Source organism: Pseudomonas sp. OIL-1 (assembly GCF_010669185.1).
Taxonomy (GTDB): Bacteria; Pseudomonadota; Gammaproteobacteria; order Pseudomonadales; family Pseudomonadaceae; genus Halopseudomonas; species Halopseudomonas profundi.
In genome coordinates, this window is sequence record NZ_CP048629.1 from 1,267,476 (window position 1) to 1,290,234 (window position 22,759).

The following is a 22,759-nucleotide window of genomic DNA, read 5'->3' on the forward strand; positions in this document are numbered from 1 at the left end:
ACGATCAGTCCCGGGGGTGAGTTTCCGACTTTTTCTCAGGCTGAACGTCCAGGGTGTCCCCGGTCTTGTTCTGAACCGAGGGCTTTTCATCTTCATCATTGACCGATTTGCGGAAGCCCTTGATGGCTTCGCCCAGATCGCCGCCGATGCTCTTCAGGCGCTTGGTGCCGAACAGCAGGACCACGATCAGCAATACGATCAGTAATTGCCAAACACTAATGCCGCCAAAACCCATTGCAAACCTCCAGGGCAACGCCCTCAGTTATGTTGACGCGACGCCTTTTCGGCCAGACCGGAAAGGTCAAAACGTCTTTCAAGTTCTTTCAGTACATCCTCTGGCCCGAGACCCAGATGGCTGAGCATGACCAGACTGTGGAACCACAGATCGGCCGTTTCATAGATCAGCTCCGACTTGTCATCGCTGTGCTGGCAATCCTTGGCGGCCAGAAGCGTTTCGGTACATTCCTCGCCGACTTTCTCCAGGATCTTGTTCAGCCCCTTGGCGTGCAGACTGGCCACGTAGGAAGCGTCCGCTCCAGCCTGTTTGCGTTGCTCCAGTACTTCGGCCAACCGGCTCAGCGTGTCACTCATGTTTATGCTCGTAAATGTGGTGTGGGTCCTTGATGACCGGTTCGACTGTCTGCCATTCACCGTCAGTGAATACCCGGTAAAAACAGCTCTGACGGCCGGTATGGCAAGCGATATCGCCGAGTTGCTCGACCATCATCACGAGCACATCGCTGTCGCAGTCCAGGCGCAGTTCGTGCAGTACCTGGATATGGCCGGATTCTTCGCCCTTGCGCCATAGCTTGCGGCGCGAACGGGACCAGTATACCGCCCGATTCTCCTGCACGGTGAGCTGCAGCGACTCACGATTCATCCAGGCGACCATCAGCACGCGATTGCTGTGAATATCCTGGGCAATCGCAGGGATGAGGCCATTTGCGTCCCACTTTATTTCGTCGAGCCAGGCCGTATTCAAGGAAGTATCTATCATGCGTACAAGTGTGCCAGTTATCAGGGGACGGATGCCAGTTCGACGGTATCCCTCAGGGTCTATAGACAGGGTCTAGTGTTTACGGATCACCAGCCAACCACCCGTGCCCACCAGCAGCCAGTGGAGCGGCTGCGCCTGGGTCCACAGATTGACATCCGTGCCCAGACCACTGGCGCCAAGCACCACCAGCACGACACCAATCAGCCGCAAAGCGCGGCTGGAATCGTGCTTGCGAGCTGCTGGCTCCGGTTCTCGCTCCGCCAGACGGTCCATGGCGCGCCGCGTGGAGGTCAGCAGCGGTGGGATCTGCTCCAGTTGTTGGTGCAGCACACGTGCCTGCTGCTGCGGCATCATGCGCTCACGCATCCAGCGTTCCAGATAGGGCTGGGCGGTGCTCCAAAGATCCAGATCGGGATACAACTGCCGGCCCAGGCCTTCAATGTTGAGCAGCGTTTTCTGTAGCAGCACCAGCTGCGGCTGGATCTCCATATTGAAGCGTCGAGCGGTCTGAAACAGGCGCAACAACAACTGACCAAAGGAAATATCCTTCAACGGCCGAGCGAAGATCGGTTCACAGACGCTGCGGATCGCCGCTTCGAATTCATTGACGCGCGTGCCCGCTGGCACCCAGCCGGAGTCGATATGCAGCTGTGCCACGCGGCGGTAATCGCGCTTGAAGAACGCCAGCAGGTTGCGCGCGAGATAATCCTGGTCCTCCGGGTTGAGGCTGCCGACGATCCCGAAATCGATGGCAATGTATTGCGGCTGCCAGGGATGGCTACGCGACACAAAAATGTTGCCCGGATGCATATCGGCATGGAAGAAGCTGTCGCGAAACACCTGGGTAAAGAAAATTTCCACGCCGGCCTCGGCGAGTTTCTTCATGTCGGTGCGTTGATCGAGCAGCGCCTCCATATCCGTAACCGGCAGCCCGCTGATGCGCTCCATCACCATGACCTTGTGACGGCACCAGTTCCAGTAGACCTGTGGGATATAGAGCAGTGTGGAGTTCTCGAAATTGCGCCGCAGTTGTGAAGCGTTGGCCGCTTCACGGTACAGGTCGAGTTCGTCGAATATGGTTCGCTCGTAATCGCTGACGACCTCCACCGGGCGTAGCCGACGGCCCTCACTGGAAAAGCGTTCAAGTGTGCGTGCGGCCAGAAACAACCATTGGATGTCCTGGTGAATAGTTGCGCCAACGCCGGGTCGGGTGACCTTTACCACCACCTCGGTACCGTCATGCAGACGCGCTGCGTGTACCTGGGCCACCGATGCCGAGGCCAGCGGCTGGTCGGTAAAGCTGGCGAACACCTCGTCAATGGTCTGACCCAGCTGTTCTTCGATGCGCTGCCTGGCGAGCTCGGAGGGGAAGGGCGGGACCTTGTCCTGCAGCCAGGCCAGCTCGATTGCAACGTCGTCCGCCAGCAGATCGCGGCGCGTAGACAGGATCTGCCCGAACTTGATGAATACCGGGCCCAGATCCTCACAGGCACGGCGCAAGCGGGCGCCGCGGCTCATCTTCGGCGCGCGATGCAAACGCCAGGGGCCGATTTTCAACACGAACCGCGCAAACCACGGCAGCGGCAGCTGCAGAATGAGCTGATCGAGCCGATAGCGGGTAAAGATTTGCAGTATGCGAAACAGGCGAACAAACGCGGTGAGGTTCATGCGTCGGGGGTGTCCTGAGGCGGATTCTCTAGGCGTTGCAGGCGGGCTTCAAGCCGGTCCAGGCGCAGTTGCAGCGCGTGGAGTTCTTCTGCGGCGACGTTGGCCTCGGCTTTGCCCACCAGTTGGCGGGTTTCTTCAGTCAGATAGCGGCCCAGGCTGTGGTTCAGGCTCTGATGCGTCTGCGTGCCCCAGTCGCGGCCGCTGCGCAGCAGATTGGCAATGCCATGCGCGGGAACCGGGCCCAGCCAGCGTGCCAGTTCGGCTTCGCCATCAATCCGCAGGTCGCCGAAGATATTCTGCAGGGTGACCAATACCTGACTGTCGCCACTCAGGACCACCTGTTGATCTTGCAGCAAGCGTTGACGCTGATCGCTGAATGCCAGCTGCGCCAGCAGGCTGCTGGGCGCTGCGAGAGTGCAGTCGGGGTCAAGCTCGGACTGGCTCATCAAGCGGATTTTGCCTTCGCCGGGCAATACAAACACCTGCCAGTCAGGCGCGCTGCCGCGTATCAGGATAACCTTAGCCTCCAGCGCACCGAGGCGCCTGGCGGTCAGCGGGTCACGGGCAATAGCCTGTTCCAGGCTGTACTCGATTCCCGCGAGCATGGCCTGCGTCAGCATCAGGGTTTGATTCCTCGGTGTAACGCCACGATTCCGCCGGTCATGTTGTGGTAGGTGACGCGGGCGAAACCGGCTTCTTCCATCATCGCCTTGAGGGTTTCCTGATCCGGATGCATGCGGATCGACTCGGCCAGATAACGGTAGCTTTCGGAATCCTGAGTGATGAGTTTGCCCATCAACGGCAGGAGCTTGAAGGAATACTGATCGTAGACTCTGGAGAACAACTGGTTACGCGGCTTGGAGAATTCCAGCACCAACAACCGGCCACCGGGTTTGAGCACCCGCAGCATCGAGGCGATCGCCGCTTCCTTGTGGGTAACGTTGCGCAGGCCGAAGGCAATGGTGATGCAATCGAAATGATTGTCAGGGAAGGGCAGCGCTTCGGCGTCCGCCTGAACAAAGCGGACATTGCCGGACACGCCGCAGTCGAGCAGACGATCCCGGCCGACCTTCAGCATCGATGCATTGATATCGGCCAGCACTACTTCACCATCGGGGCCGACCAGAGACGAAAACTTGCGGGCCAGATCGCCGGTGCCACCGGCAATATCGAGAACCCGGTTGCCCCGGCGGACACCTGAAAGCTCGATGGTGAAGCGTTTCCACAGTCGATGGACGCCAGCCGACATCAGGTCATTCATCAAATCATATTTGGCCGCCACGGAATGGAATACATCCGCGACTTTTGCGGCTTTCTCCGATTCCGGCACGCTCTTGAAGCCGAAATGAGTGGTGTTGTCTGAGTTGTGCTTGTCAGTCATTGGGTCGGCGCCTTGGCAAATCAACCGACATTCTAACCGCAAATCGAGGGGCCGGGGCTGGTTTTGCAGCGGACAGGCTGTCGCAGTCGCGGATGACGCAAAGCCGGCATTGCGGCATGATGCCGCCTGGATCAATTCGCAGACGAGATACAATTCATGGCAACCGTAGATATCACGCGAGAACACGCTCTGGGTAAGGAAACCGCCCGGGAACGCGCACAGAAGCTGGCCGATAAACTGGCCCAGAAGCTCGATGCAAAGTGCGAATGGGATGGCGATCAGCTGACGTTCAAGCGCAGTGGCGCCGACGGCACCATCTATGTGGCCGAGGAAAGCGTCAGGGTCGTGGTCAAACTCGGCATGATGTTCACGCCCATGTCCGGCATGGTAAGGAACGAAATCGAAAAGGCGCTGGACAAGTACCTGGCCTGACCTGGCATCTGCTGACCTGGACATCGCGCCGCCGATGAACGGTCAGCAGACCTCTGTGATTAGTATGTTTTTTCTAATTCTCCGGCGTAGTTTGACCATCAGAAGCCGGTAATTGACCCGGCTTACGTCTCACTCAACAGTCGGGAGTTACACCATGGTCAAGCTCAATACCATCGAAGCAGAAGAAAATGCATTGGCGTTTGCTGGAGACGTGCGCAAATACGCTCACCAGATCTGGCTTGCTGGACTTGGCGTGTATGCCAAGGCCGGTAAGGACAGCGCCGACTACTTCAAGACACTGGTCAGCGAAGGCGAGCAGCTGGAGCAGAACAGCAAGGAATTCATTTCCGAGCGCATCGATGCTGCCGGCAGCAAGGTCGCCAGCCTGAAGGACCGCTTGCAGGAGCGTAACGGCGGAAATCTGCATAAAGTCGAAGAAATGTTCGACGAGCGCGTGGCCTCGGCGCTGGAGCGCATGGGTATTCCGAGCAAATCGGATATCGAGCAGTTGTCCAACAAGCTGGACATGCTGAGCGCTTCGCTGAGATCAATGCAGGCCAAGTAAGCTTTCAGAGGAGGTGCTTCCATGACGGACGATAAAAAGCACGACAAGGAAAAATGGGCCAATGATCTGGAAAATTATTCACGGCAGATCTGGCTCGCAGGCCTGGGTGCCTATGCCAAGGTTGGCAAGGAAGGGGTCAAGCTCTTCGAGACGCTGATCAAGGACGGCGAGGAAGCCGAGCAGACGGCCAAGGCCAATATCGAAAAAAAGGTCGGGGAGTTCAAATCTCGCGCAGGCAAGGCCAAGGATGGCGCTGCTGACAGCTTCGAGTCTAAGGGTGACAAGCCCTGGAGTAGAGCCAGCGGCCGCTGGACTGAACTGGAAGCGGCGTTTGACAAGCGACTCGGAAGCGCTCTGTCCCGTCTGGGCATGCCTACTCGCAGCGAGCTGCAGGCTCTGGATGACAAGATCGAGGAGTTGTCCAGACTGGTCAGTGAGTTGGGAGCGCACCGCGCAGCCAGCGTATCCCCCGCGCCTGCGCCAGCCTCACCGGCTGCCGAAGCAGTGCATGAAACGACCGATAAGCTGGAGACCGAGCCAGAGGTAGCTGCCGCCCCGGTCGCACCGGAGGAACCCGCCAAACTGGAGCCAGAGTTGGATACCAGGGCGAATGGCAAGTCGGCAGCAGCGAACAAGCAGCGTCCGACCAAGCCCAAGGCCGCAACCAAAGCCAAGGCGCCATCGAAGTCGGCTGCCGATGAGGGTTCAGACAAGAAGACGCAGCCGGGCGAGACGGGAACCTGACGTACCCCGTCTGACCCGCTGATGTGTCAGCTGGAACCAGAACCCGATCGGTGGCTACCGGTCGGGTTTTTTATTGGCAGGGTTAGGGTCTGTTGACGTTTCATCGCGGCTCGCGATGAGACGTCAATAGACCCTGGTTAGCTGTAACGGTCTATCAGCGTGCGCATCCAGTCCCGGCTGGGCTCATCAAGGTAGGGCAGCATCAATCCCAACACCTGGCGAACGGCTTGCGACGGTCCCATATCGTCGCGGCGTGTTACGCGTTGAAAATCCAGCCAGAACACAAACGTCTGGCAGAGGGCATCAAGCAGTCGTTCGATATCGGCATCGTCGGCGGTCAGATGTCCCTGCTCGCGCAGCGCCATCAACATATTGTTCAGACTGTCACGTAGGGCGGCCAGCCAATGTTGCATGGCGCGTCTGATGAAGTCGTAGCGCCCGGTCAGGTTGGACAGGTCCTGGAACAGGAAGCGAAAGTCGGTGATGGCTTCAAACAACAGGTGCATGAACAGCCAGTAGTCTTCGGGCTCGAGCTGTTGCGGGTCGCCACGCATTTCCAGCAGATCGCGGGTGTGATCCTGAAACTGCTCCACCAGGCTGACAAGCAGCGCTTCCTTGCCGCGAAAATGGTAGTAGAGGTTCCCGGGGCTGATATCCAGCTCGTTCGCGATATCCAGCGTGGTGACGTTCGGTTCACCGTGTTCGTTGAACAGTTCAAGCGCACACAGGAGGATGCGATCTCGCGTTTTCATGTGGTCCCCGTCAATGTCGCCATCACGTTCCTATAGCTGATGTACGTAACGGCCTGGTGCCGGATATTGCGCTGGATAGGTTGTGTTGCCCATCACGGCCGGCGCGTTGCGTAAATCGCCGCTGTGGCGCCGAAGCCAGGTAACCCAATCAGGCCACCAACTGCCCGCTTGCCGTTCGCTGGCGGCTTGCCATTGATCGATCGTCATGCCGGTTCTGGCCGCCGCGCTTTGATACCAGGCGCCTGGGTGGCCCGGCGGATTGACCAGGCTCTGGATGTGTCCACTATGGCTGAGCGTGAAGGTTTTATCGCCACCCAGACTGTCGCCCGGATAAGCGTTTTGCCAGGGCACGATGTGATCACGCTCGGCCCCTAGATGCCAGGATGGGGTTCGCAGTTTATCCAGTTCGATGGGAATACCATCGATTACCAGGGCGCCGGACACGCTCAGGGCGTCCCGCTCCAGCAGATGGAGCAGATCGTGAACCAGCTGAGCGGGCAACCGTGTGCTGTCCTGACTCCAGAAAGTTAGTGGGTCAGGCGGCCCTGGCTGAGCCAGCAGGTAACGCTGAAAGTGCGGCCACACCAGTTGCCCGGGGCGCAACCAGGCGAAGCCTGCAGCGAGCTGACGGTGATCAATGCAACCCTTGCGCCACGCAAGATTGCGCAGGCGCTGTCGCAGGGCCGGGCTGGCCAGCAAGCTCAACTCACTGTGCTGGCGAACATGCAGGGGTGTGCCAAGGTAACTTGCAGCGCTGACCGGGCTTGACATGTTCTGGCCGGTCAGCCAGCCCTGCAGCCCCAACCCTATTACCCCGCCACTGCACACCCCGAGCAGGTTTGCCTGGGGATTACCGGAGATGGCACAAACTGCTTCCAGGGCGGCGGCAGCTGCTTGGATATAATGCGTCAGACCCCATGCCGCATTGCTCGGATTGGGATTGCGCCAGCTGATCATGAACACCTGCATACCCTGTGCGAGGGCGTAACGGGTCAAGCTGCTGTCGGGCTGCATATCGAGCAAGTAATAGCGATTGAGTGGTGGAGGGATAACCAGTAAAGGCACGGCATGCACTGCGCTGGTAAGCGGCAGGTACTGAATCAGTTCGAGTAGCGGCGTCCGGTGAACCACCTGTCCTGCCGTAGTCGCCAGATCCCGACCGACCAGAAGAGTGTTGGGGTTACCCGCAGCTGGCAACACACGCTGAGCGACGATGTCTTCCAGCAGATTGCTGATACCTTCGCGCAGACAACTCCCGCCGGTTTGTTTCAGGCGTTCCGCCAAAGCGGGGTTGAAGGGGCTGTTGGACGGCGCAATTGCATCCTGAAGTTGCCGCAGGGCCAGTTTCAGTCGCGCTCGGTCATGAGCGGATACATCAAGCCCGTCCACCCAGCCATGGGTGCCTTTCATCCAGGCAGACCAGGCGCCCACAAGCCTGCGGCGTAATGGCCTTTGCCACGCGGGATGGGCAAAACGTGCGTCTTGCCAGACGGCTTCTTCGGTGGGCCTGCCGGTTAACGCGTCGCTAAGCTCAGCAAGCAGCGCCAGCGTGTGCTGTGCATGGTGGCAGGGTTGTGAGACCGCGGAGCCTGCCAGCTTGCGCAACGTCGCGGCTAAAGATCGCTCCAGATCGTCCAGTGAATGGTCGCTATGGCCTGACATCAAGCTTTCCTTGTCCTGGTCTCGTCGAGGATCGAGAGGGCGTCGATGCGTTGGAGCGAGGGTTGCTCAAGCGCTGCGTAGGGCAGCGGCCCGCTCAGCCGAGACCATTAACGCAACGGTATGCAGCAAGGACAAGAGACCTGTGCCGGCGATGTGAAGTTCCGCCGGTTGGAAGGGGAGCGTTTAATACATCAGAGCCTGGCTACACCCGATCAGGGTACGAAGCGCACCACTGCCTCGTCGGGATCGCGGCTGGCGCCGGCTTCGGCGAGCTGGTCAAGGTAGGCCTGCCACAAACGCTCCCGCTGCGTCGCAAGCTCGTAAAGATAATCCCAGCTATACAGCCCGGTTTCATGGCCGTCGTCGAATTCCAGTTTTACCGCGTAGTTGCCCACCTGCTCGATGCCCGTAAAGCCGACATGGATCTTGCCGGTCTGCAGCACAGGGTTGCCGTGCCCACGCACTTCAGCCGAAGGTGAATAGACCCGCAGGTATTCCGCCGGCAGCGAGTAACTTTGCCCATCGGCATAGCTGAGCATCAGGGTGCGGGAGGCCTTCTTGAGTTTGATATCGGTGGGGATTGCGGTATGCATGGCAGGGTCTCGGTCGCTGTGTTCAGGAGGATGGCTGGGTGGAGGTTCGGGTTAGGAGTTTAGGTTTGGGGCGCGGGGCTGAAAGCTTGAGGCTGGAAGCTGGAAGTCGTAGTGATGTGTGGGGGGCTCGAATTTGGTATGTCCCAAACTCGTCAACCGACAAACACTTCAACATTCAGGCTTCCAGCCTCCAGCCTTTAGCTTCCAGCTTCCAGCTTCCAGCTAAACGACTAGAGGATATACCGCGACAGATCCTCGTTCACCGCCAGTTCTCCGAGGTGCTCGTCAACATAAGCCGCATCGATAACCATCGCCTTGCCATCCTGGCTGGAGGCAAGGTCGGCGGCGCTGAAGGAAATCTCTTCCAGCAGGCGTTCGAGCACGGTGTGCAAACGGCGCGCGCCGATGTTTTCGGTCTTCTCGTTTACCTGCCAGGCGATTTCAGCCAGGCGGGCAATGGCGTCATCGGCAAACTCGATGCCCAATCCCTCGGTCTGCATCAGCGCGCGGTACTGTTCGGTCAGCGATGCATCCGGCTCGGTAAGAATGCGCTTGAAGTCATCCGGCGACAGCGATTGCAGCTCGACACGAATCGGCAGGCGGCCCTGCAGTTCCGGAATCAGATCCGACGGCTTGGTCAGATGAAAGGCACCTGAGGCGATGAACAGGATATGGTCAGTCTTGACCATGCCAAATTTGGTGTTCACCGTGCTGCCTTCGATCAGCGGCAGCAGGTCACGCTGTACCCCTTCCCGGGACACATCCGCACCGCTTCCGCTGTCGGCGCGCTTGCTGACCTTGTCGATCTCGTCGAGGAACACGATGCCGCTTTGCTCTACCACGTGGATGGCGCGGGTTTTCAGTTCGTCTTCGTTGACCAGGCGAGCGGCTTCCTCGTCACGGACCAACTTCATCGCATCCTTGACCTTAAGGGTACGGGTCTTGCGCTTGCCCTTGCCAAAGTTGGAGAACATGTTCTGCAGCTGGCTGGTCATTTCTTCCATGCCGGGCGGCGCCATGATGTCGACGCCGACCGGGGCGTCGGCCACTTCGATATCGATATCCTTGTCATCCAGCTGACCTTCACGCAGACGTTTGCGGAACAGCTGACGGGTGCTGGAATCTTCCCGGGCCGGCTCGTCACTTACGCCCTGGCGCGGCGGCGGCAGGAGCGCATCGAGAATCCGTTCCTCTGCAGCATCCTCGGCGCGGTGGCCCATCTTGCTCATTTCCTGTTCGCGCAGCATCTTTATCGCGGCATCGACCAGGTCACGGATAATCGACTCGACGTCGCGGCCAACGTAACCGACCTCAGTGAACTTGGTCGCTTCAACCTTGATAAAGGGCGCCTGCGCCAGCTTGGCCAGGCGGCGGGCAATTTCGGTCTTGCCGACACCGGTTGGCCCGATCATCAGAATATTCTTGGGGGTCACTTCATTGCGCAGCGCATCGGGCAGCTGCTGACGGCGCCAGCGGTTGCGCAGCGCAATGGCCACTGCGCGCTTGGCGTCCTGCTGACCAATGATGTGGCGGTCCAGCTCGTGGACAATTTCGCGGGGGGTCATGGACATGCTGATTCCGAACGCCTCAGGTATTGGCGTCCAGCTCCTCGATGGTCGGGTTGTGGTTGGTGAAGACGCAGATCTGGCCGGCTATGTTCAGGCTGGATTCCACGATCTCACGGGCTGACAGGTCGGTATGGCGCAGTAGCGCCAGGGCAGATGATTGAGCGAAGGGGCCGCCGGAGCCGATAGCAATCAGGCCGCCTTCTTCCGGCTCGATGACATCGCCATTGCCGGTGATGATCAGCGATGCATCCTTGTTGGCCACGGCCAGCAAGGCTTCAAGACGACGCAGGGCGCGATCGGTACGCCAATCCTTGGCCAGCTCGACGGCGGCGCGTACCAGGTTGCCCTGATGTTTTTCCAGTTGGGCTTCAAAGCGCTCGAACAGCGTGAAGGCGTCTGCGGTACCGCCAGCGAACCCGGCAATGACCTGATCCTTGTAGAGCCGGCGCACCTTGCGCGCGTTGCCTTTCATGACGGTGTTGCCGAGGGAAACCTGGCCGTCGCCACCGATTACCACTTTGCCGTGGCGGCGGACTGAAACGATAGTAGTCACACGCAGCTCCTGATTGGCTGTCAAAAGATCGGTGACACATGACTGCATCACCGCTTCGGAACCTCTGCAAAACTACTGCGCTTGGCCATGCTGCGTTGAAACCTCGCGAAAAATGCTCACTTACAACCGCGTAAGCTGCGCGTTTTCGCTCGATTTCGCCTTGCCTGACCTTCGCTCGTTACGTTTTGCAGAGATCCCCTAATGAAACCTATCTGGGGTCAGGAGCGCGGATTTCAAGCTGCAATTGCAGTTCAGCGTGTCTCGGAACGCTGTTGTAGCAGCAGATTGTCGTAACCGTTGCCGGCGAGGGTTTTTTGCGCCTCACTGACGCTGCTGCGATCCTGGAAGGGGCCTACCTGAACGCGGTACCAGGTTTCACCGTCGCCCAGCTTGGCATCTTCCAGTTTGACATCCAGCCCGAGCATGAGAATCTGCGCCCGCACCCGATCAGCATCGCCACGCTTGCGAAATGATCCGGCCTGCAGGAAAAACCGTGTACTGTCCTGCGGCTTGGCGACTTCTTCTTTTTTTGCCGGTGCAGGTGGCGCCTGCTTGGGCACTGAGGACTCGGGAACCAGCTGCTCGGATTCCGGCAGCAAGGTGTAGAAGTCGTAACGCGGCTGCGGCTCAGCAGGTTTTGTGGGCTTTTTCGGTTGTATCTGCGCTGGCGGATTCGTGTCGCGTTTGACAGTCTCCCGGCCGGGTTCCAGCTGGAACAGAAATGCCACAAAAATGCCTATAACCAGGCCACTGACCAGCCACAACCACGGCGGAATCCCTCGCCCGGCGGAAGCTTTAGCGCGGCTGGCGCCACGTACTGGGGCTTTGCGTCCTTTGGCCATACTGCTTACATGCGCTCCAAGGTTTCAATGCCGAGCAGAGTAAGGCCTTGCTGCAGTGTTCGTCCAGTCAGGGCGGCCAGGCGCAGACGGCTGTCGCGCTGGCTGGCCTGTTCGGCGGCAAGGATAGGGCAGCGTTCGTAGAAGCTGGAGAAGCGCCCGGCCAATTCGTACAAGTAATGGCAGAGTACGTGGGGTGTGCCTTCACGGGCGACGTAATTCAGGGTATTGCCGAACTGCGCCAGGTGAGCGGCCAGTTCGTTTTCGGCTTCCTCTTCGAGAACCAGTGGGCCGAGCTGGTCCAGCTGATCCATACCGCTGCCCAGTTTGCGGAACACGCTGGCGACGCGGGTATAGGCGTACATCAGATAGGGCGCAGTATTGCCATCGAAGCTGAGCATCTGCTCGAAGTTGAAGCTGTAATCGCTGCTGCGGTGCTTCGACAGATCGGCATACTTGACCGCGCCGATGCCCACTGCCCGGGCGATCTGGTTCAGCTCATCTTCGCCCAGTTCGGGATTCTTGTCCTTTACCAGCCTATGGGCCCGCAGCTCTGCTTCGTCGAGCAGGTCGATCAGCTTGACCGTGCCGCCATCGCGGGTCTTGAAGGGCCGCCCGTCAGCGCCATTCATGGTGCCGAAGCCCATGTGCTCAAGCTGCATGTCGGCGGGCACAAAGCCGGCCTTGCGCGCGACGGCAAAAACCTGCTGAAAATGCAGCGCCTGGCGCTGGTCGACGAAATACAGCACGCGGTCAGCCTGCAGCTGCTCATGGCGGTAGCGCATCGCAGCGAGATCGGTGGTGGCGTAGAGATATCCGCCGCCAGCCTTCTGAACAATCACGGGCAGGGGCTTGCCTTCGCTGTTCTTGAACTCATCGAGGAACACACAACGGGCGCCTTCGCTTTCAGTCAGCATCCCCTTGTCGGTAAGGCTGTCGACGACGTCAGCGAGCTTGTCGTTATAGGTGCTTTCGCCGCGCACGTCCTGCTCGCTCAGACTGACGCCCAAACGATCGTAAACGGCCTGACAGTGACCCAGTGAAATCGAATTGAAACGTTGCCAGAGGGCCAGGCATTGCGGGTCGCCGGCTTGTAGCTGGACAACGCGCTCACGGGCGCGGTTGGCGAACGCTTCGCTTTCATCGAAACGGCGCTTGGCCTGGCGGTAAAAATTCTCCAGATCGCCGAGCTCAGATTCGGCGTCGGCCGGGTTTTCTTCCAGATAGGCCAGCAGCATGCCGAACTGTGTGCCCCAGTCGCCCACGTGGTTCTGACGAATTACTTTGTGCCCGAGAAACTCCAGAATGCGCGCCACGGCGTCACCAATAATGGTGGAGCGCAAATGGCCAACGTGCATTTCCTTGGCCAGGTTAGGAGAGGAATAATCCACCACCACACGCTGCGCCGGATCTGCCTGCGCGACACCCAACCGGTCATCAGCCAGCGCTGCTTCCAACTGGCCTGCAAGCCAGCCTGAATCCTGAAAGAAGTTGATAAAGCCGGGACCGGCGATGCTGACGCTGGCGACGGCGTTGTGCTCAGGCAGCGCAGCAATCAGTTTTTCAGCCAGATCCCGGGGCTTCATACCGGCGGGCTTGGCCAGCATCATCGCAAGATTGCTGGCAAAATCGCCATGGGCCTTATCGCGGGCGGTCTCGACCTGAATGTTAGGCGTAAGGTCGGCGGGCAAAACGCCCTGGCTTTGCAGGCTGCTAACGGCGCTGGCAAGGAGCTGGCTGATGAGGTTTTTCATGGGTAATCGGGTATCCGGCAAATGCCTGTGGAAAACCCGGCATTATCCGTTTTCTAGAGCGGCTTGCCAAATCGCATTGTCGTTATAGGGGGTGCGGCGATGAGATCGGAGCCGATCGCCAGCCATCTGCCAGGATTACGCAAGACGCCGTGAACCCGTCCCTGGGGGGCTTGATGAAAACATCCCTGTTTTCAACACTTGCTCCACCCTGACAGACAGCTGGCTCGATCGGGCAGCGTGTGGCGGCGAGTTCAACCGATGCTCGATATTCGCTACGTGCGAGTCAGGTTGAACGAAGCACGGACAGTTCCCCTCTTTGAAAAAGGGGGGCTAGGGGGGGATTTGCTTTTGAAGTCATCACGAACCACCCGCCCTAAAACATATCCAGCGGATCAACATCAATTGACCAGCGCACCTTGCGCGCAAGCGGATGCTGTTCCAGCTGTGGCAGCCAGTTATATAAAAGCTGGTGCATGGTCGAGCGCTGGTCGGCCTGAATCAGCAACTGCGCACGGAAACGCCCCGCCCGCCGCTCCATTGGGGAGGGGACCGGGCCGAGCAGGTCGACACCGGTCCAGTTACCGGCTTCGCATATCTGTTCCGCGAGTTCGCAGGCCTCTTCGAGAAACTGGTTGGCGAGTGCGGCCGAATTGGCCTCGGCGCGCAGCAATGACAGGAAGCTGTAAGGAGGCAGGAGCGAAGCCTGGCGTGCGGCAAGTTCGCGCTCGGCGATCGCCGCGTAACCATGCTCGGTCAGATCAATCAACAAGGGATGCTCGGCCATGTGTGTCTGGATCAGTACCTGGCCGGGCTTGTCCGCACGCCCGGCACGTCCGGCCACCTGGGTGATCATCTGCGCCATGCGTTCGGGGCCGCGGAAATCAGCCGAGAACAGGCCGCCGTCGGCATCCAGAATGGCCACTAGCGTGACGTCGGGAAAGTGATGTCCCTTGGCAAGCATTTGCGTACCGACCAGCACGCAGGGCTCCCCGCTGTGAATGGTCTTGAGCATCGACTGCATGGCCTGTTTGCGGGACATGGTGTCGCGGTCGATGCGCAGCACCGGATAGTCCGGCAGGCCGCTGGCCAGAAATTCTTCGGTGCGTTCGGTTCCCGCGCCTAACGGGCGCAGATCCTCTCCCGTGCATTTGGGGCAGACCCGGTCGACCGGGCGCTGGCTACCGCAGTGATGACAATGCAGATGGTGAGGCGACTGGTGCACCGTCATGCGCGCATCGCAGCGTTTGCATTCGGCAATCCAGCCGCAATCGTGGCACATCAGCGTCGGCGCAAAGCCGCGGCGGTTGATGAACACCAGCACCTGATTGCCCTGGTTGAGATGGTCGCGCATTGCTTGCACCAGCGGCCGGGACAGGCCTGCATCCAGTGGACGACTGCGGATGTCCAGGCATTGAAAGCTGGGCGGCCGGGCGTTCCCGGCGCGCTGGGTCAGGCGCAACAGTTGGTAGCGGCCGCGCTGTACGTTGTGCAGGCTTTCCAGTGAAGGCGTAGCCGAGCCAAGCAGAATCCCGATCTTTTCCAGGCGCGCCCGGTACACCGCCAGGTCCCGTGCGTTATAGCGAAGGCCTTCCTGTTGTTTATAGGACAGGTCATGTTCTTCATCGATGATGATCAGGCCGGGCCGGGCAAGCGGGGTGAAGATAGCCGAACGGGTGCCAATCACCACGCCAGCCTCGCCGTCGCGGGCGGCAATCCAGGCATCCAGGCGCTCGCGGTCATTCAGGCCGGAATGCAGGATGACCACCGGCACGCTGAAGCGGCGACGAAAGCGCTCCAGTGTCTGCGGCGTGAGGCCGATCTCCGGTATCAGCACAAGGGCCTGACGTCCCTGGCGCAGGCAGTGTTCGATCGCCTGCAGGTAGATCTCGGTCTTGCCGCTGCCGGTTACGCCTTCCAGCAACCAGGCCCGGAAGCCGGGAGCGGGCTGGCTGTTTGCCGTCGCGTGTTCGGGCTCTGGCTCGGCAGGCAATATTTCGGCAAGTACCGCCGCTTGTTCAGCATTGGCTGTTAGCGGCGCTTCACGTAATAAAGGAAGGGGCTCGTGCACATGATGCTGCGACTGACTGGTCTGCTGCACCAGCCCCTTCTTTTCCAGCGCCTCGAGCGTGGCGCGTGCCAGCCCCCATTGGCTCAACAGGGCATGGGACAAACCATGTGGATGTTGCTGCAGCGTCTGGATGGCGTGTTTCTGTTTGGCGGCGCGACTGACTGCGGGATGTTCCGGATAAGCCCCGGGTAGCAATTGCCAGATCAGGTCCTGACGCGCCAGCGCTGGCTCGCCCTGGCGAAGCAGTATCGGCAGCGCGCTGCTCAAGGTGTCGCCCAGGCCGTGCTGATAATAGCTGGCCGTCCAGGTGCATAGTTGCCAGAGCGAATCAGGTAACAGCGGCTCGAAATCCAGCAGCTCCGTGGCGCGCTTGAGCTTGTTTTCCGGTACCTCGGAGCTATCGCTCACCTCCGCGATCAGGCCGACCAGTTGTCTGTTACCGAAGGGCACCCGAACGCGCAGGCCCGGACGCAGGGCTTCCAATGGCGTATTGGCTGGCGCAAGATAATCGAACAGGCGACGCAAGGGTGAAGGCAGGGCAACCTGCAGAATCGGGCCGGACACGAAACACTCCCTGAATAATTCGTCGCTGATGGTAGCACCAAGGCGCATCTCGGGGATGCTTGCGTCTGTCCTTGTTTCTGTTATCATCGCCGGCCTGTTTTCCGGTACCAGTGTATGGTAGCGGTGCGATTGTCCAGTGCGGTGCCTGATCATGTTGGTCCGGTGGCGGCACAAAAAACCGAGGAATCACCATGAAAGCTGATCTGCATCCTGTGTACCAAGATCTCGAAGCGACCTGTAGCTGCGGTAACGTGATCAAGACCCGTTCCACACTGCGTGAAACTATCCACCTTGACGTGTGCTCCGAGTGCCACCCTTTCTACACCGGTAAGCAGAAGATGCTGGACACCGGTGGTCGTATCGAGCGCTTCAATCAGCGTTTCGGTGCACTCAGCACCAAGAAGTAAGGATCGGCTGCCAGATGTTGGCAATGCTCGATACCAGAAAGGCGCTCCTCACGGGCGCCTTTTTTATTGTCTGGCTTTCAGCCCAGTCAGTATTTGCCGATGCCTGCAAGCTCGTCGGCCCCAGCGAGCCGGTGTCGGTTCGCCATGTCATAGATGGCGATACCCTTGAACTGAGGGACGGTCGACGGCTCCGGTTGATCGGTATCAATACGCCCGAGATTGGTCGGCGAGGTGAAGCGTCCGAGCCCTTTGCGCAGGCGGCTCGTCGTCGGCTGCAGCAGCTGACCGACGCCCGGGAGCTGCTGCTGTCGGTCGGCGATGAACCCAGGGATCATTACGGACGCACGCTCGGCCATCTGTTTGCGGCGGGCGCCAATGTCGAAGCGCAACTTCTGCGCGAAGGGTTGGGCTATGCGTTGGCCGTTCCGCCAAATGTCGAACTGGTTGATTGCCATGCTGTGGCCGAGCGCGTTGCGCGCCAAGGTTCCCTGGGCGTGTGGAAAGGCGCTGCCTTCACGCCGGCGGCCAAGGTGGCCTCCGGCGGATTTCAGATTGTCCGCGGTCGGGTGCAATCGGTCAGCAAGGCAGGAAAGTACTACTGGTTGGAGCTTGACGGTCCGCTGGTGCTACGTATCGCCACTCGGGAGCTTGGCTATTTCAAAGAGCTCCAGGTCGAGAAGTTGGCGGGCAGCGAAGTTGAAGCACGCGGCTGGGTGATCGACCGTACCCGAGGCAGGTTGAAGCCGGGGCATAAGCCTTTCATGTTGCCCGCCAGTCATCCCCTCATGCTGCAGCGCTACTGATCCGCAGCGAAAACCATGCCTGCGTCGCTTCATTGCAATGACACATGGATATAAGAATATGTCCTTGACATTGATCTCATGAATGATCTTGTTCGTATAGTGGGTTTTCTGTATTCTCGGCCGTCCGCATGAGCAACCTGACCGGAAATTTTGAACATGTCTGATTTGAGAACCGATGCACTCGAGTACCATGCCCACCCGCGTCCGGGTAAGCTGAGCGTTGAGCTGACCAAGCCGACTGCCACTGCCCGGGACCTGGCGCTGGCCTACAGCCCTGGCGTTGCCGAGCCTGTCCGCGAGATTGCCAAGGACGCCAACAATGCCTACAAATACACTGGCAAGGGCAACCTGGTCGCGGTGATTTCCGACGGCACCGCTATCCTGGGTCTGGGTAACCTCGGCCCGCTGGCCAGCAAGCCGGTAATGGAAGGCAAGGGTGTGTTGTTCAAGCGTTTTGCCGGTGTCGATGTATTCGATATCGAAGTCGAAGCGGAAAGCCCGCAGGCTTTCATCGACACCGTCAAGCGCATCTCCTGCACCTTCGGTGGCATCAACCTGGAAGACATCAAGGCACCTGAGTGCTTTGAAATCGAACGCGCTCTGATCGAGCAGTGCGATATTCCGGTTTTCCATGATGATCAGCACGGTACCGCTATCGTGACTGCTGCAGCCATGATCAATGCGCTGGAGCTGGCCGACAAGAAGATCGAAGATGCCAAGATCGTGTGCCTGGGCGCGGGCGCCGCAGCTATCGCCTGCATGAAGCTGCTGGTGAGCCTCGGTTCCAGCGTTGAAAACATCTACATGCTCGACCGTAAAGGCGTTATCCACGCTGGCCGTGACGATCTGAACGAATACAAGGCAATCTTCGCCACTGAAACCGACAAGCGCACCCTGGCTGATGCCATGAAAGGCGCCGACGTATTTGTCGGTCTGTCCGGCCCGAACCTGCTGCAACCGGCCGAGCTGAAGTTGATGGCTGAGAACCCGATCGTATTCGCCTGCTCGAACCCTGATCCGGAAATCAACCCGGAGCTGGCGCATGCTTCACGTCCTGACGTGATTATGGCGACCGGTCGTTCGGACTACCCGAACCAGGTCAACAACGTGTTGGGCTTCCCCTTCATCTTCCGTGGGGCACTGGACGTTCGTGCTACTCGCATCAACGAAGAAATGAAGATTGCAGCCGTTCACGCCATCCGCAAGCTGGCCAAAGAGCCAGTACCGGAATATGTTTCTGCTGCGTACGGCGGGATCAACCTGGAATTCGGCCGGGATTACATCATTCCCAAGCCGATGGATGTCCGTCTGATCGAAGAAGTGCCTGCTGCAGTTGCCCAGGCTGCGATCGACTCCGGCGTGGCTACCCTGCCATACCCGGCGCATTACCCGCTGAAGTCAGTCGAAGACTGCATCTGATTCAGCCGGTAAACAAAAAACCCGCTTCGGCGGGTTTTTTTGTGCCTGTTGCCCAGCGAGCTGACCAGATGCGTATCCAGCCGGGCCGATCAGGCGGACGAGCCAGACTGAGCTGGATGCACCAGGGTGAGGCGTATTCCGTCCGGTGCCAACGTCGCCAGCAACTGTTCGCCGGCTTCCGCGCCGGACTGATCAAGCAGCCAGCGCGCCACCTTTGGCTCAAGATGCTGGCGAAACGCACGGGTCATGGAGCGTGCTCCGTAGCGTCTGTCGAACCCCTGTTTTCCAAGCCATTCGTGAGCGTCGGGCGAAAGCACGAGTTCCAGACCGTGCCGCGTCAGGCGTTGATTCAAACGGGCCAACGCCAGACTTACCAGTTGCCCGACCTGCTCATCGCCCAGTCGCTGAAAGCGCAACCGCTGATCTATACGGTTGAGAAACTCGGGTGTGAAGTGCTTTTCCAGCGCCTGATCGATCAGTCTTGCTTCGCGGCGTAATTGCCACGGGTTTGGTAGCAGCTTGCGCCACCCCTGTTGCTGGCGTTGTTGATAGGTCCACAGCGCCTGCGCGCCGATGTTGCTGGTCATGAAAATCAGACTGTTGCGAAAATCCAGGGTGGCAGTACCGGAACTGAGGCGCAGCTGGCCGTTATCAAAGATATTCATCAGGGCCCGCACCACCGGCTCGCTGGCCTTTTCCAGTTCATCGAACAGGACGATGCCGGGGGCGCTGTAACTGCCTTCGATCGCGGTCTTGTCGAAGAGTGTGGTGCCTTCCTTGCTGCCAACGTAGCCGGGTGGGGCACCGGTAAGGGAGGCGGCGTAGTGCTCCTGCGCCAGGGTATTCATGTCAATCCGACACAGCGCATCGGCTTTGCCATGAATCGCCTCGGCGAGCAGTCGCACGGTTTCGGTTTTGCCCACGCCAGTGGGTCCCATGAGCAGGATCACCGCGAGCGGTTTACGCGGATCGCCGAGTTCAGCCTTGATCACCATCAGGCTGGCTTCAATGGTATCGAGGGCGGCACCCTGGCCGACGATGCGTGAGCGCAGCAGCGTCATCACCTGCTGCGGATCAAAGCGAAAACGCGAGGTGTGCGTCAGCGGCAAGGTACCGCTGGCGCGCTGGTTTTGCTCCAGTACGTCATTGATGAAGGGCATGTCTCGCATCCTTGTCTGCGGCTTGTACGAAGCAGTCAAGCGGCCCCGTTGGGCCGCAGTTCAGCCTCAAGCGCCGGCTTCCCGGTCACGTCCGGGATGCGGGAGCTCCCCGACCGGGCAGTCAGCCACGCCGATGGTGCCGCGGGTCATTTTCTCCACATCCTGCTGCGCCTTTTCCGCATCCAGCACCCAGGTACGGTAGAAGTCGAACGGACAGTCCGCTACACCGCGATCACCGTCGCCGGAGTTGTACACACCGGTATAGCCACGGTGTAGCAACTTGAACAGATGGTTCTGCGACTGATCGTTGGTCCGCGCATCGCGGATCTGCGAGACGGATAGCTGGGCGTACTGAATGCCCATTTCCTCTTCGCCGCATTCGCCCAGGGTGCGACCGTCAAAGCCGATGATCGCCGAGTGACCAAAGTAGGAATACACGCCATCGAAGCCGCTGGCATTGGCCACGGCGACATAGCAGTTGTTGGCCCAGGCCATGCTTTTCGACATCATCACCTGCTGTTCCTTGGCCGGATACATGTAGCCCTGGCAACGTACGATCAATTCGGCGCCTTTCATCGCGCAGTCGCGCCAGATCTCCGGGTAATTACCGTCGTCGCAAATGATCAGGCTGATCTTCATGCCCTTGGGGCCTTCGGTGACATAGGTGCGGTCGCCGGGATACCACCCTTCGATCGGACACCAGGGAATACACTTGCGGTACTTCTGCACGATTTCGCCCTGATCGTTGATCAGCACCAGGGTGTTGTATGGCGCTTTATGCGGATGCTCTTCATGTTGTTCGCCGGTCAACGAGAAGATGCCCCAGGTGCGGGCCTGCTTGCAGGCTTCACTGAATATCCGGGTTTCGTCCCCTGGTATGGTGGTGGCGGTGGCCATCATTTCGTCGTTGTCGTACATGATGCCCATGGTGCTGTATTCCGGGAACACCACCAGGTCCATGCCGGGCAGCCCGCGCTTCATGCCGATAATCATGTCGGCAATCTTGCGGGCATTCTCCAATACCTCATCCCTGGTGTGCAGACGTGGCATCTTGTAGTTGACGACCGCCACACCAACAGTGTCCGGGCTGCTTGAAATATCACCGTGACGCATGGTTCTTTCTCCGTATCAGATGGGTCAGATGTGTGGGCGTTCGATACCCAGCTTGCTGACCCGGTAGCGAAGCTGCCTCAGGCTTATATTCAATCGCCGTGCAGCTTCGGATTGGTTGTTGTTGGTCAGCGCGAGCATGCTGCGGATGACCTCCGCTTCGTCCTGCTGGACCCAGTTATAGGAACGGCTGTAGCTGCGGCGGTCATCACCGGCGGCTTTTGGTTCGGGTACTGTCGCGATCACGTGCGGCAGGCCATGGGATCTTTGCGGAATGGTAATGGCGCTTTCCGAGGCCAGGCTCTGGTGGAGCTGCTCGCCGTTGATCAGATCCTGATCACTGGTCAGCGCGGTGCGTTCAAGCACGTTCTGTAGCTGGCGGATGTTGCCCGGCCAGTCAAAGTGCTCCAGCACGGCGAAGGCATCCGCCGCCAGGCTCCAGTTGCGCTCGTAGTGATGATTGAGCTCGTTGAGAAAGTGCAGCGCCAATTGCCTGATATCGTCCTGGCGATCACGCAGGGGCGGAAGGTGCACCGGTACCACGTGCAGCCGGTAGAACAGATCCAGACGGAAGTTGCCCTGGTTGACCGACTCCTGCAGATTGACGTGGGTAGCGGTGATCACCCGGAAGTCCACCGGGACCGACTGCATGCTGCCGATCGGGTCGACCTTCTTTTCCTGTAACACGCGCAGCAGCTTGGATTGCAACGAGAGCGGCATATCACCGATTTCATCGAGGAACAGCGTGCCCCGGTCGGCCTGGATGATCTTGCCCAGCTTGCTGTGCGAGGCGCCGGTGAAGGCACCTTTGACATGCCCAAACAGCTCGGACTCGAGAAGATCGGCCGGAATCGCAGCGCAGTTAATGCAAATAAAGGGTTGTTCCCGGCGGTCGCTTTGCTGGTGAATCATGCGCGCGAATTTTTCCTTGCCGGTCCCTGACTCGCCCAACAGCATGACCGGGGCATCGCTTCGTGCGACCTGAATGGCCGAACGCACCGCGTCCATCAGCGACTGGCTGGTGCCGAGAATGCCGTGCGCAAGGCTTTGTTTGAGCATCCCCTCGACAGCGATGCTGTGGCGAAGATGCTGGTTTTCCTTGACCAGATGAGCGGTCTGTTCCACGACGAAACTATGAATGCGCAGTAGCTGGCCGATCATCGCCGCCGCTACGCGCAGCAAGCTTATGTCGTTATCGAAGGGCCGTTCGTGCAATCCCTCACGCTGTACCGACAAGACGCCGATTGGCGTCCCGGTCTCTAGAATGGGTATGGCGATAAAGGCCATGCGGCCGCCCCGGTGGTGAGACAACTCGGTGATGCGGCGGATAAACAGCGGCTCCTTATCCACATCCGGCACCAGCCCGATGGAACCCGTACGCATGACGTAGCCGGTTACCCCCTCGTTGAAGTTGAGGTTGAAGCGCCCGGCCTTCAGGTCGTCAATCGACAGGCCATAGGAATAACGCACCTGAAGGGTGCTGGTGGGCGCGTCCGGCAGGCTAACCCGGCCACAATTCAGACCATAGAGCTGCGACAGCAGCCGGAGCAGTCCCTGAATGGTGCGCGGCGCGTCCAGGGGTTTCTCCATCAGCTTGGCCATTTCCAGGATGACCACCAGTTCACGCTTCATCTGTTGGGTTACCCGTTCCGGGGAGGAAATCATCATGCTGTGCGGGCTCCGGTATCTGGGGTGAACGTCCCCGGCCCGGCTGCGCAGC

General features: G+C 59.4%; 23 protein-coding genes. 6 read left to right on the forward strand and 17 right to left on the reverse strand.

Features of this window, described 5'->3' with window-relative positions; genetic code table 11:
* Window positions 1–4: 4 nt before the first annotated feature.
* The 6 genes from tatA to ubiE form a co-directional block, all read right to left on the reverse strand.
* Entirely contained in the window at window positions 5–235 is a 231-nt protein-coding gene (gene tatA, locus G3M63_RS05880) for a twin-arginine translocase TatA/TatE family subunit (protein WP_150302114.1), read from the reverse strand.
* Between the two features lie 23 nt (window positions 236–258).
* Entirely contained in the window at window positions 259–591 is a 333-nt protein-coding gene (locus G3M63_RS05885; RefSeq protein WP_150302115.1) for a phosphoribosyl-ATP diphosphatase, read from the reverse strand.
* The gene (hisI, locus tag G3M63_RS05890) at window positions 584–997 is read right to left on the reverse strand and encodes a phosphoribosyl-AMP cyclohydrolase (protein WP_163982143.1); all 414 of its coding nucleotides are present in this window, start codon (window positions 995–997) and stop codon (window positions 584–586) included. The genes G3M63_RS05885 and hisI overlap by 8 nt, the downstream gene beginning before the upstream one ends.
* Before the next feature lie 72 nt (window positions 998–1,069).
* Window positions 1,070–2,665, reverse strand: a complete 1,596-nt coding sequence (gene ubiB / locus G3M63_RS05895; protein WP_150302117.1) for a ubiquinone biosynthesis regulatory protein kinase UbiB — start codon at window positions 2,663–2,665, stop codon at window positions 1,070–1,072.
* Complete coding sequence (locus G3M63_RS05900; RefSeq protein WP_163982144.1) at window positions 2,662–3,285, reverse strand: SCP2 domain-containing protein; 624 nt, start codon at window positions 3,283–3,285, stop codon at window positions 2,662–2,664. Before G3M63_RS05900 ends, ubiB begins: the two co-directional genes overlap by 4 nt.
* Window positions 3,285–4,046, reverse strand: coding sequence for a bifunctional demethylmenaquinone methyltransferase/2-methoxy-6-polyprenyl-1,4-benzoquinol methylase UbiE (gene ubiE, locus G3M63_RS05905; protein WP_150302119.1), 762 nt, complete (start codon window positions 4,044–4,046; stop codon window positions 3,285–3,287). The genes G3M63_RS05900 and ubiE overlap by 1 nt, the downstream gene beginning before the upstream one ends.
* A 156-nt stretch (window positions 4,047–4,202) precedes the next feature.
* Here ubiE and G3M63_RS05910 point away from each other — a divergent pair, with 156 nt between their 5' ends.
* From G3M63_RS05910 to G3M63_RS05920, 3 genes are all read left to right on the forward strand, one after another.
* The gene (locus G3M63_RS05910) at window positions 4,203–4,478 is read left to right on the forward strand and encodes a polyhydroxyalkanoic acid system family protein (protein WP_163982145.1); all 276 of its coding nucleotides are present in this window, start codon (window positions 4,203–4,205) and stop codon (window positions 4,476–4,478) included.
* A gap of 154 nt (window positions 4,479–4,632) precedes the next feature.
* The gene (locus G3M63_RS05915) at window positions 4,633–5,043 is read left to right on the forward strand and encodes a phasin family protein (protein ID WP_150302121.1); all 411 of its coding nucleotides are present in this window, start codon (window positions 4,633–4,635) and stop codon (window positions 5,041–5,043) included.
* Window positions 5,044–5,064: 21 nt separating this feature from the next.
* A complete protein-coding gene (locus tag G3M63_RS05920) occupies window positions 5,065–5,787 on the forward strand; it encodes a phasin family protein (protein ID WP_163982146.1) in 723 nt (240 codons plus the stop codon).
* 137 nt (window positions 5,788–5,924) lie between these two features.
* On the opposite strand, the gene G3M63_RS05925 is transcribed toward G3M63_RS05920, so the two are convergent.
* From G3M63_RS05925 to G3M63_RS05960, 8 genes are all read right to left on the reverse strand, one after another.
* A complete protein-coding gene (locus G3M63_RS05925; protein WP_163982147.1) occupies window positions 5,925–6,539 on the reverse strand; it encodes a TetR/AcrR family transcriptional regulator in 615 nt (204 codons plus the stop codon).
* Between the two features lie 30 nt (window positions 6,540–6,569).
* Window positions 6,570–8,201 (reverse strand): alpha/beta hydrolase, encoded by a 1,632-nt coding sequence (locus G3M63_RS05930; RefSeq protein ID WP_163982148.1) that lies wholly within the window; start codon window positions 8,199–8,201, stop codon window positions 6,570–6,572.
* A 212-nt stretch (window positions 8,202–8,413) separates the two neighbouring features.
* A complete protein-coding gene (locus G3M63_RS05935; RefSeq protein WP_163982149.1) occupies window positions 8,414–8,794 on the reverse strand; it encodes a gamma-butyrobetaine hydroxylase-like domain-containing protein in 381 nt (126 codons plus the stop codon).
* A gap of 230 nt (window positions 8,795–9,024) precedes the next feature.
* Complete coding sequence (gene hslU / locus G3M63_RS05940) at window positions 9,025–10,365, reverse strand: ATP-dependent protease ATPase subunit HslU (RefSeq protein WP_150302126.1); 1,341 nt, start codon at window positions 10,363–10,365, stop codon at window positions 9,025–9,027.
* Window positions 10,366–10,381: 16 nt separating this feature from the next.
* Window positions 10,382–10,915, reverse strand: a complete 534-nt coding sequence (gene hslV / locus G3M63_RS05945; protein WP_150302127.1) for an ATP-dependent protease subunit HslV — start codon at window positions 10,913–10,915, stop codon at window positions 10,382–10,384.
* Window positions 10,916–11,166: 251 nt separating this feature from the next.
* Complete coding sequence (locus G3M63_RS05950) at window positions 11,167–11,757, reverse strand: SPOR domain-containing protein (RefSeq protein WP_150302128.1); 591 nt, start codon at window positions 11,755–11,757, stop codon at window positions 11,167–11,169.
* Window positions 11,758–11,762: 5 nt separating this feature from the next.
* Window positions 11,763–13,508 carry an arginine--tRNA ligase gene (gene argS / locus G3M63_RS05955; protein ID WP_163982150.1) on the reverse strand — a complete coding sequence of 582 codons (1,746 nt, stop codon included), beginning with the start codon at window positions 13,506–13,508 and terminating at the stop codon, window positions 11,763–11,765.
* 373 nt (window positions 13,509–13,881) lie between these two features.
* Window positions 13,882–16,140, reverse strand: a complete 2,259-nt coding sequence (locus tag G3M63_RS05960; RefSeq protein WP_163982151.1) for a primosomal protein N' — start codon at window positions 16,138–16,140, stop codon at window positions 13,882–13,884.
* Window positions 16,141–16,331: 191 nt separating this feature from the next.
* Here G3M63_RS05960 and rpmE point away from each other — a divergent pair, with 191 nt between their 5' ends.
* From rpmE to G3M63_RS05975, 3 genes are all read left to right on the forward strand, one after another.
* On the forward strand, window positions 16,332–16,547 hold the full coding sequence (gene rpmE, locus G3M63_RS05965; RefSeq protein WP_150302131.1) for a 50S ribosomal protein L31: 216 nt from the start codon (window positions 16,332–16,334) through the stop codon (window positions 16,545–16,547).
* Window positions 16,548–16,570: 23 nt separating this feature from the next.
* Window positions 16,571–17,350 carry a thermonuclease family protein gene (locus G3M63_RS05970; protein WP_150302132.1) on the forward strand — a complete coding sequence of 260 codons (780 nt, stop codon included), beginning with the start codon at window positions 16,571–16,573 and terminating at the stop codon, window positions 17,348–17,350.
* Between the two features lie 156 nt (window positions 17,351–17,506).
* Window positions 17,507–18,769 (forward strand): malic enzyme-like NAD(P)-binding protein, encoded by a 1,263-nt coding sequence (locus tag G3M63_RS05975; protein WP_163982152.1) that lies wholly within the window; start codon window positions 17,507–17,509, stop codon window positions 18,767–18,769.
* An 89-nt stretch (window positions 18,770–18,858) separates the two neighbouring features.
* Here the strand turns inward: G3M63_RS05975 and G3M63_RS05980 are convergent, their stop codons facing one another.
* The 3 genes from G3M63_RS05980 to G3M63_RS05990 all read right to left on the reverse strand — a co-directional run bounded on the left by G3M63_RS05980 (window position 18,859) and on the right by G3M63_RS05990 (window position 22,707).
* Window positions 18,859–19,929 (reverse strand): AAA family ATPase, encoded by a 1,071-nt coding sequence (locus G3M63_RS05980; RefSeq protein ID WP_163982153.1) that lies wholly within the window; start codon window positions 19,927–19,929, stop codon window positions 18,859–18,861.
* 66 nt (window positions 19,930–19,995) lie between these two features.
* Window positions 19,996–21,042: an aliphatic amidase gene (locus tag G3M63_RS05985; RefSeq protein ID WP_150302135.1), complete on the reverse strand. Its 1,047-nt coding sequence runs from the start codon at window positions 21,040–21,042 to the stop codon at window positions 19,996–19,998.
* 24 nt (window positions 21,043–21,066) lie between these two features.
* Window positions 21,067–22,707 (reverse strand): sigma 54-interacting transcriptional regulator, encoded by a 1,641-nt coding sequence (locus G3M63_RS05990; protein WP_218573661.1) that lies wholly within the window; start codon window positions 22,705–22,707, stop codon window positions 21,067–21,069.
* Window positions 22,708–22,759 lie beyond the last annotated feature (52 nt).

Bases quoted from the DNA above. Each gene is read 5' to 3' on its own strand.
- G3M63_RS05920 (WP_163982146.1), top strand. From the start codon at position 5,065: ATGACGGACGATAAAAAGCACGACAAGGAAAAATGGGCCAATGATCTG.
- ubiE (WP_150302119.1), bottom strand. From the start codon at position 4,046: ATGACTGACAAGCACAACTCAGACAACACCACTCATTTCGGCTTCAAG.
- G3M63_RS05980 (WP_163982153.1), bottom strand. From the start codon at position 19,929: ATGCCCTTCATCAATGACGTACTGGAGCAAAACCAGCGCGCCAGCGGT.
- G3M63_RS05925 (WP_163982147.1), bottom strand. From the start codon at position 6,539: ATGAAAACGCGAGATCGCATCCTCCTGTGTGCGCTTGAACTGTTCAAC.
- G3M63_RS05950 (WP_150302128.1), bottom strand. From the start codon at position 11,757: ATGGCCAAAGGACGCAAAGCCCCAGTACGTGGCGCCAGCCGCGCTAAA.
- G3M63_RS05900 (WP_163982144.1), bottom strand. From the start codon at position 3,285: ATGCTGACGCAGGCCATGCTCGCGGGAATCGAGTACAGCCTGGAACAG.
- G3M63_RS05970 (WP_150302132.1), top strand. From the start codon at position 16,571: ATGCTCGATACCAGAAAGGCGCTCCTCACGGGCGCCTTTTTTATTGTC.
- G3M63_RS05990 (WP_218573661.1), bottom strand. From the start codon at position 22,707: ATGATGATTTCCTCCCCGGAACGGGTAACCCAACAGATGAAGCGTGAA.
- hisI (WP_163982143.1), bottom strand. From the start codon at position 997: ATGATAGATACTTCCTTGAATACGGCCTGGCTCGACGAAATAAAGTGG.
- ubiB (WP_150302117.1), bottom strand. From the start codon at position 2,665: ATGAACCTCACCGCGTTTGTTCGCCTGTTTCGCATACTGCAAATCTTT.
- G3M63_RS05935 (WP_163982149.1), bottom strand. From the start codon at position 8,794: ATGCATACCGCAATCCCCACCGATATCAAACTCAAGAAGGCCTCCCGC.
- hslU (WP_150302126.1), bottom strand. From the start codon at position 10,365: ATGTCCATGACCCCCCGCGAAATTGTCCACGAGCTGGACCGCCACATC.
- argS (WP_163982150.1), bottom strand. From the start codon at position 13,508: ATGAAAAACCTCATCAGCCAGCTCCTTGCCAGCGCCGTTAGCAGCCTG.
- tatA (WP_150302114.1), bottom strand. From the start codon at position 235: ATGGGTTTTGGCGGCATTAGTGTTTGGCAATTACTGATCGTATTGCTG.
- G3M63_RS05915 (WP_150302121.1), top strand. From the start codon at position 4,633: ATGGTCAAGCTCAATACCATCGAAGCAGAAGAAAATGCATTGGCGTTT.
- G3M63_RS05975 (WP_163982152.1), top strand. From the start codon at position 17,507: ATGTCTGATTTGAGAACCGATGCACTCGAGTACCATGCCCACCCGCGT.
- rpmE (WP_150302131.1), top strand. From the start codon at position 16,332: ATGAAAGCTGATCTGCATCCTGTGTACCAAGATCTCGAAGCGACCTGT.
- G3M63_RS05985 (WP_150302135.1), bottom strand. From the start codon at position 21,042: ATGCGTCACGGTGATATTTCAAGCAGCCCGGACACTGTTGGTGTGGCG.
- G3M63_RS05910 (WP_163982145.1), top strand. From the start codon at position 4,203: ATGGCAACCGTAGATATCACGCGAGAACACGCTCTGGGTAAGGAAACC.
- G3M63_RS05930 (WP_163982148.1), bottom strand. From the start codon at position 8,201: ATGTCAGGCCATAGCGACCATTCACTGGACGATCTGGAGCGATCTTTA.
- G3M63_RS05885 (WP_150302115.1), bottom strand. From the start codon at position 591: ATGAGTGACACGCTGAGCCGGTTGGCCGAAGTACTGGAGCAACGCAAA.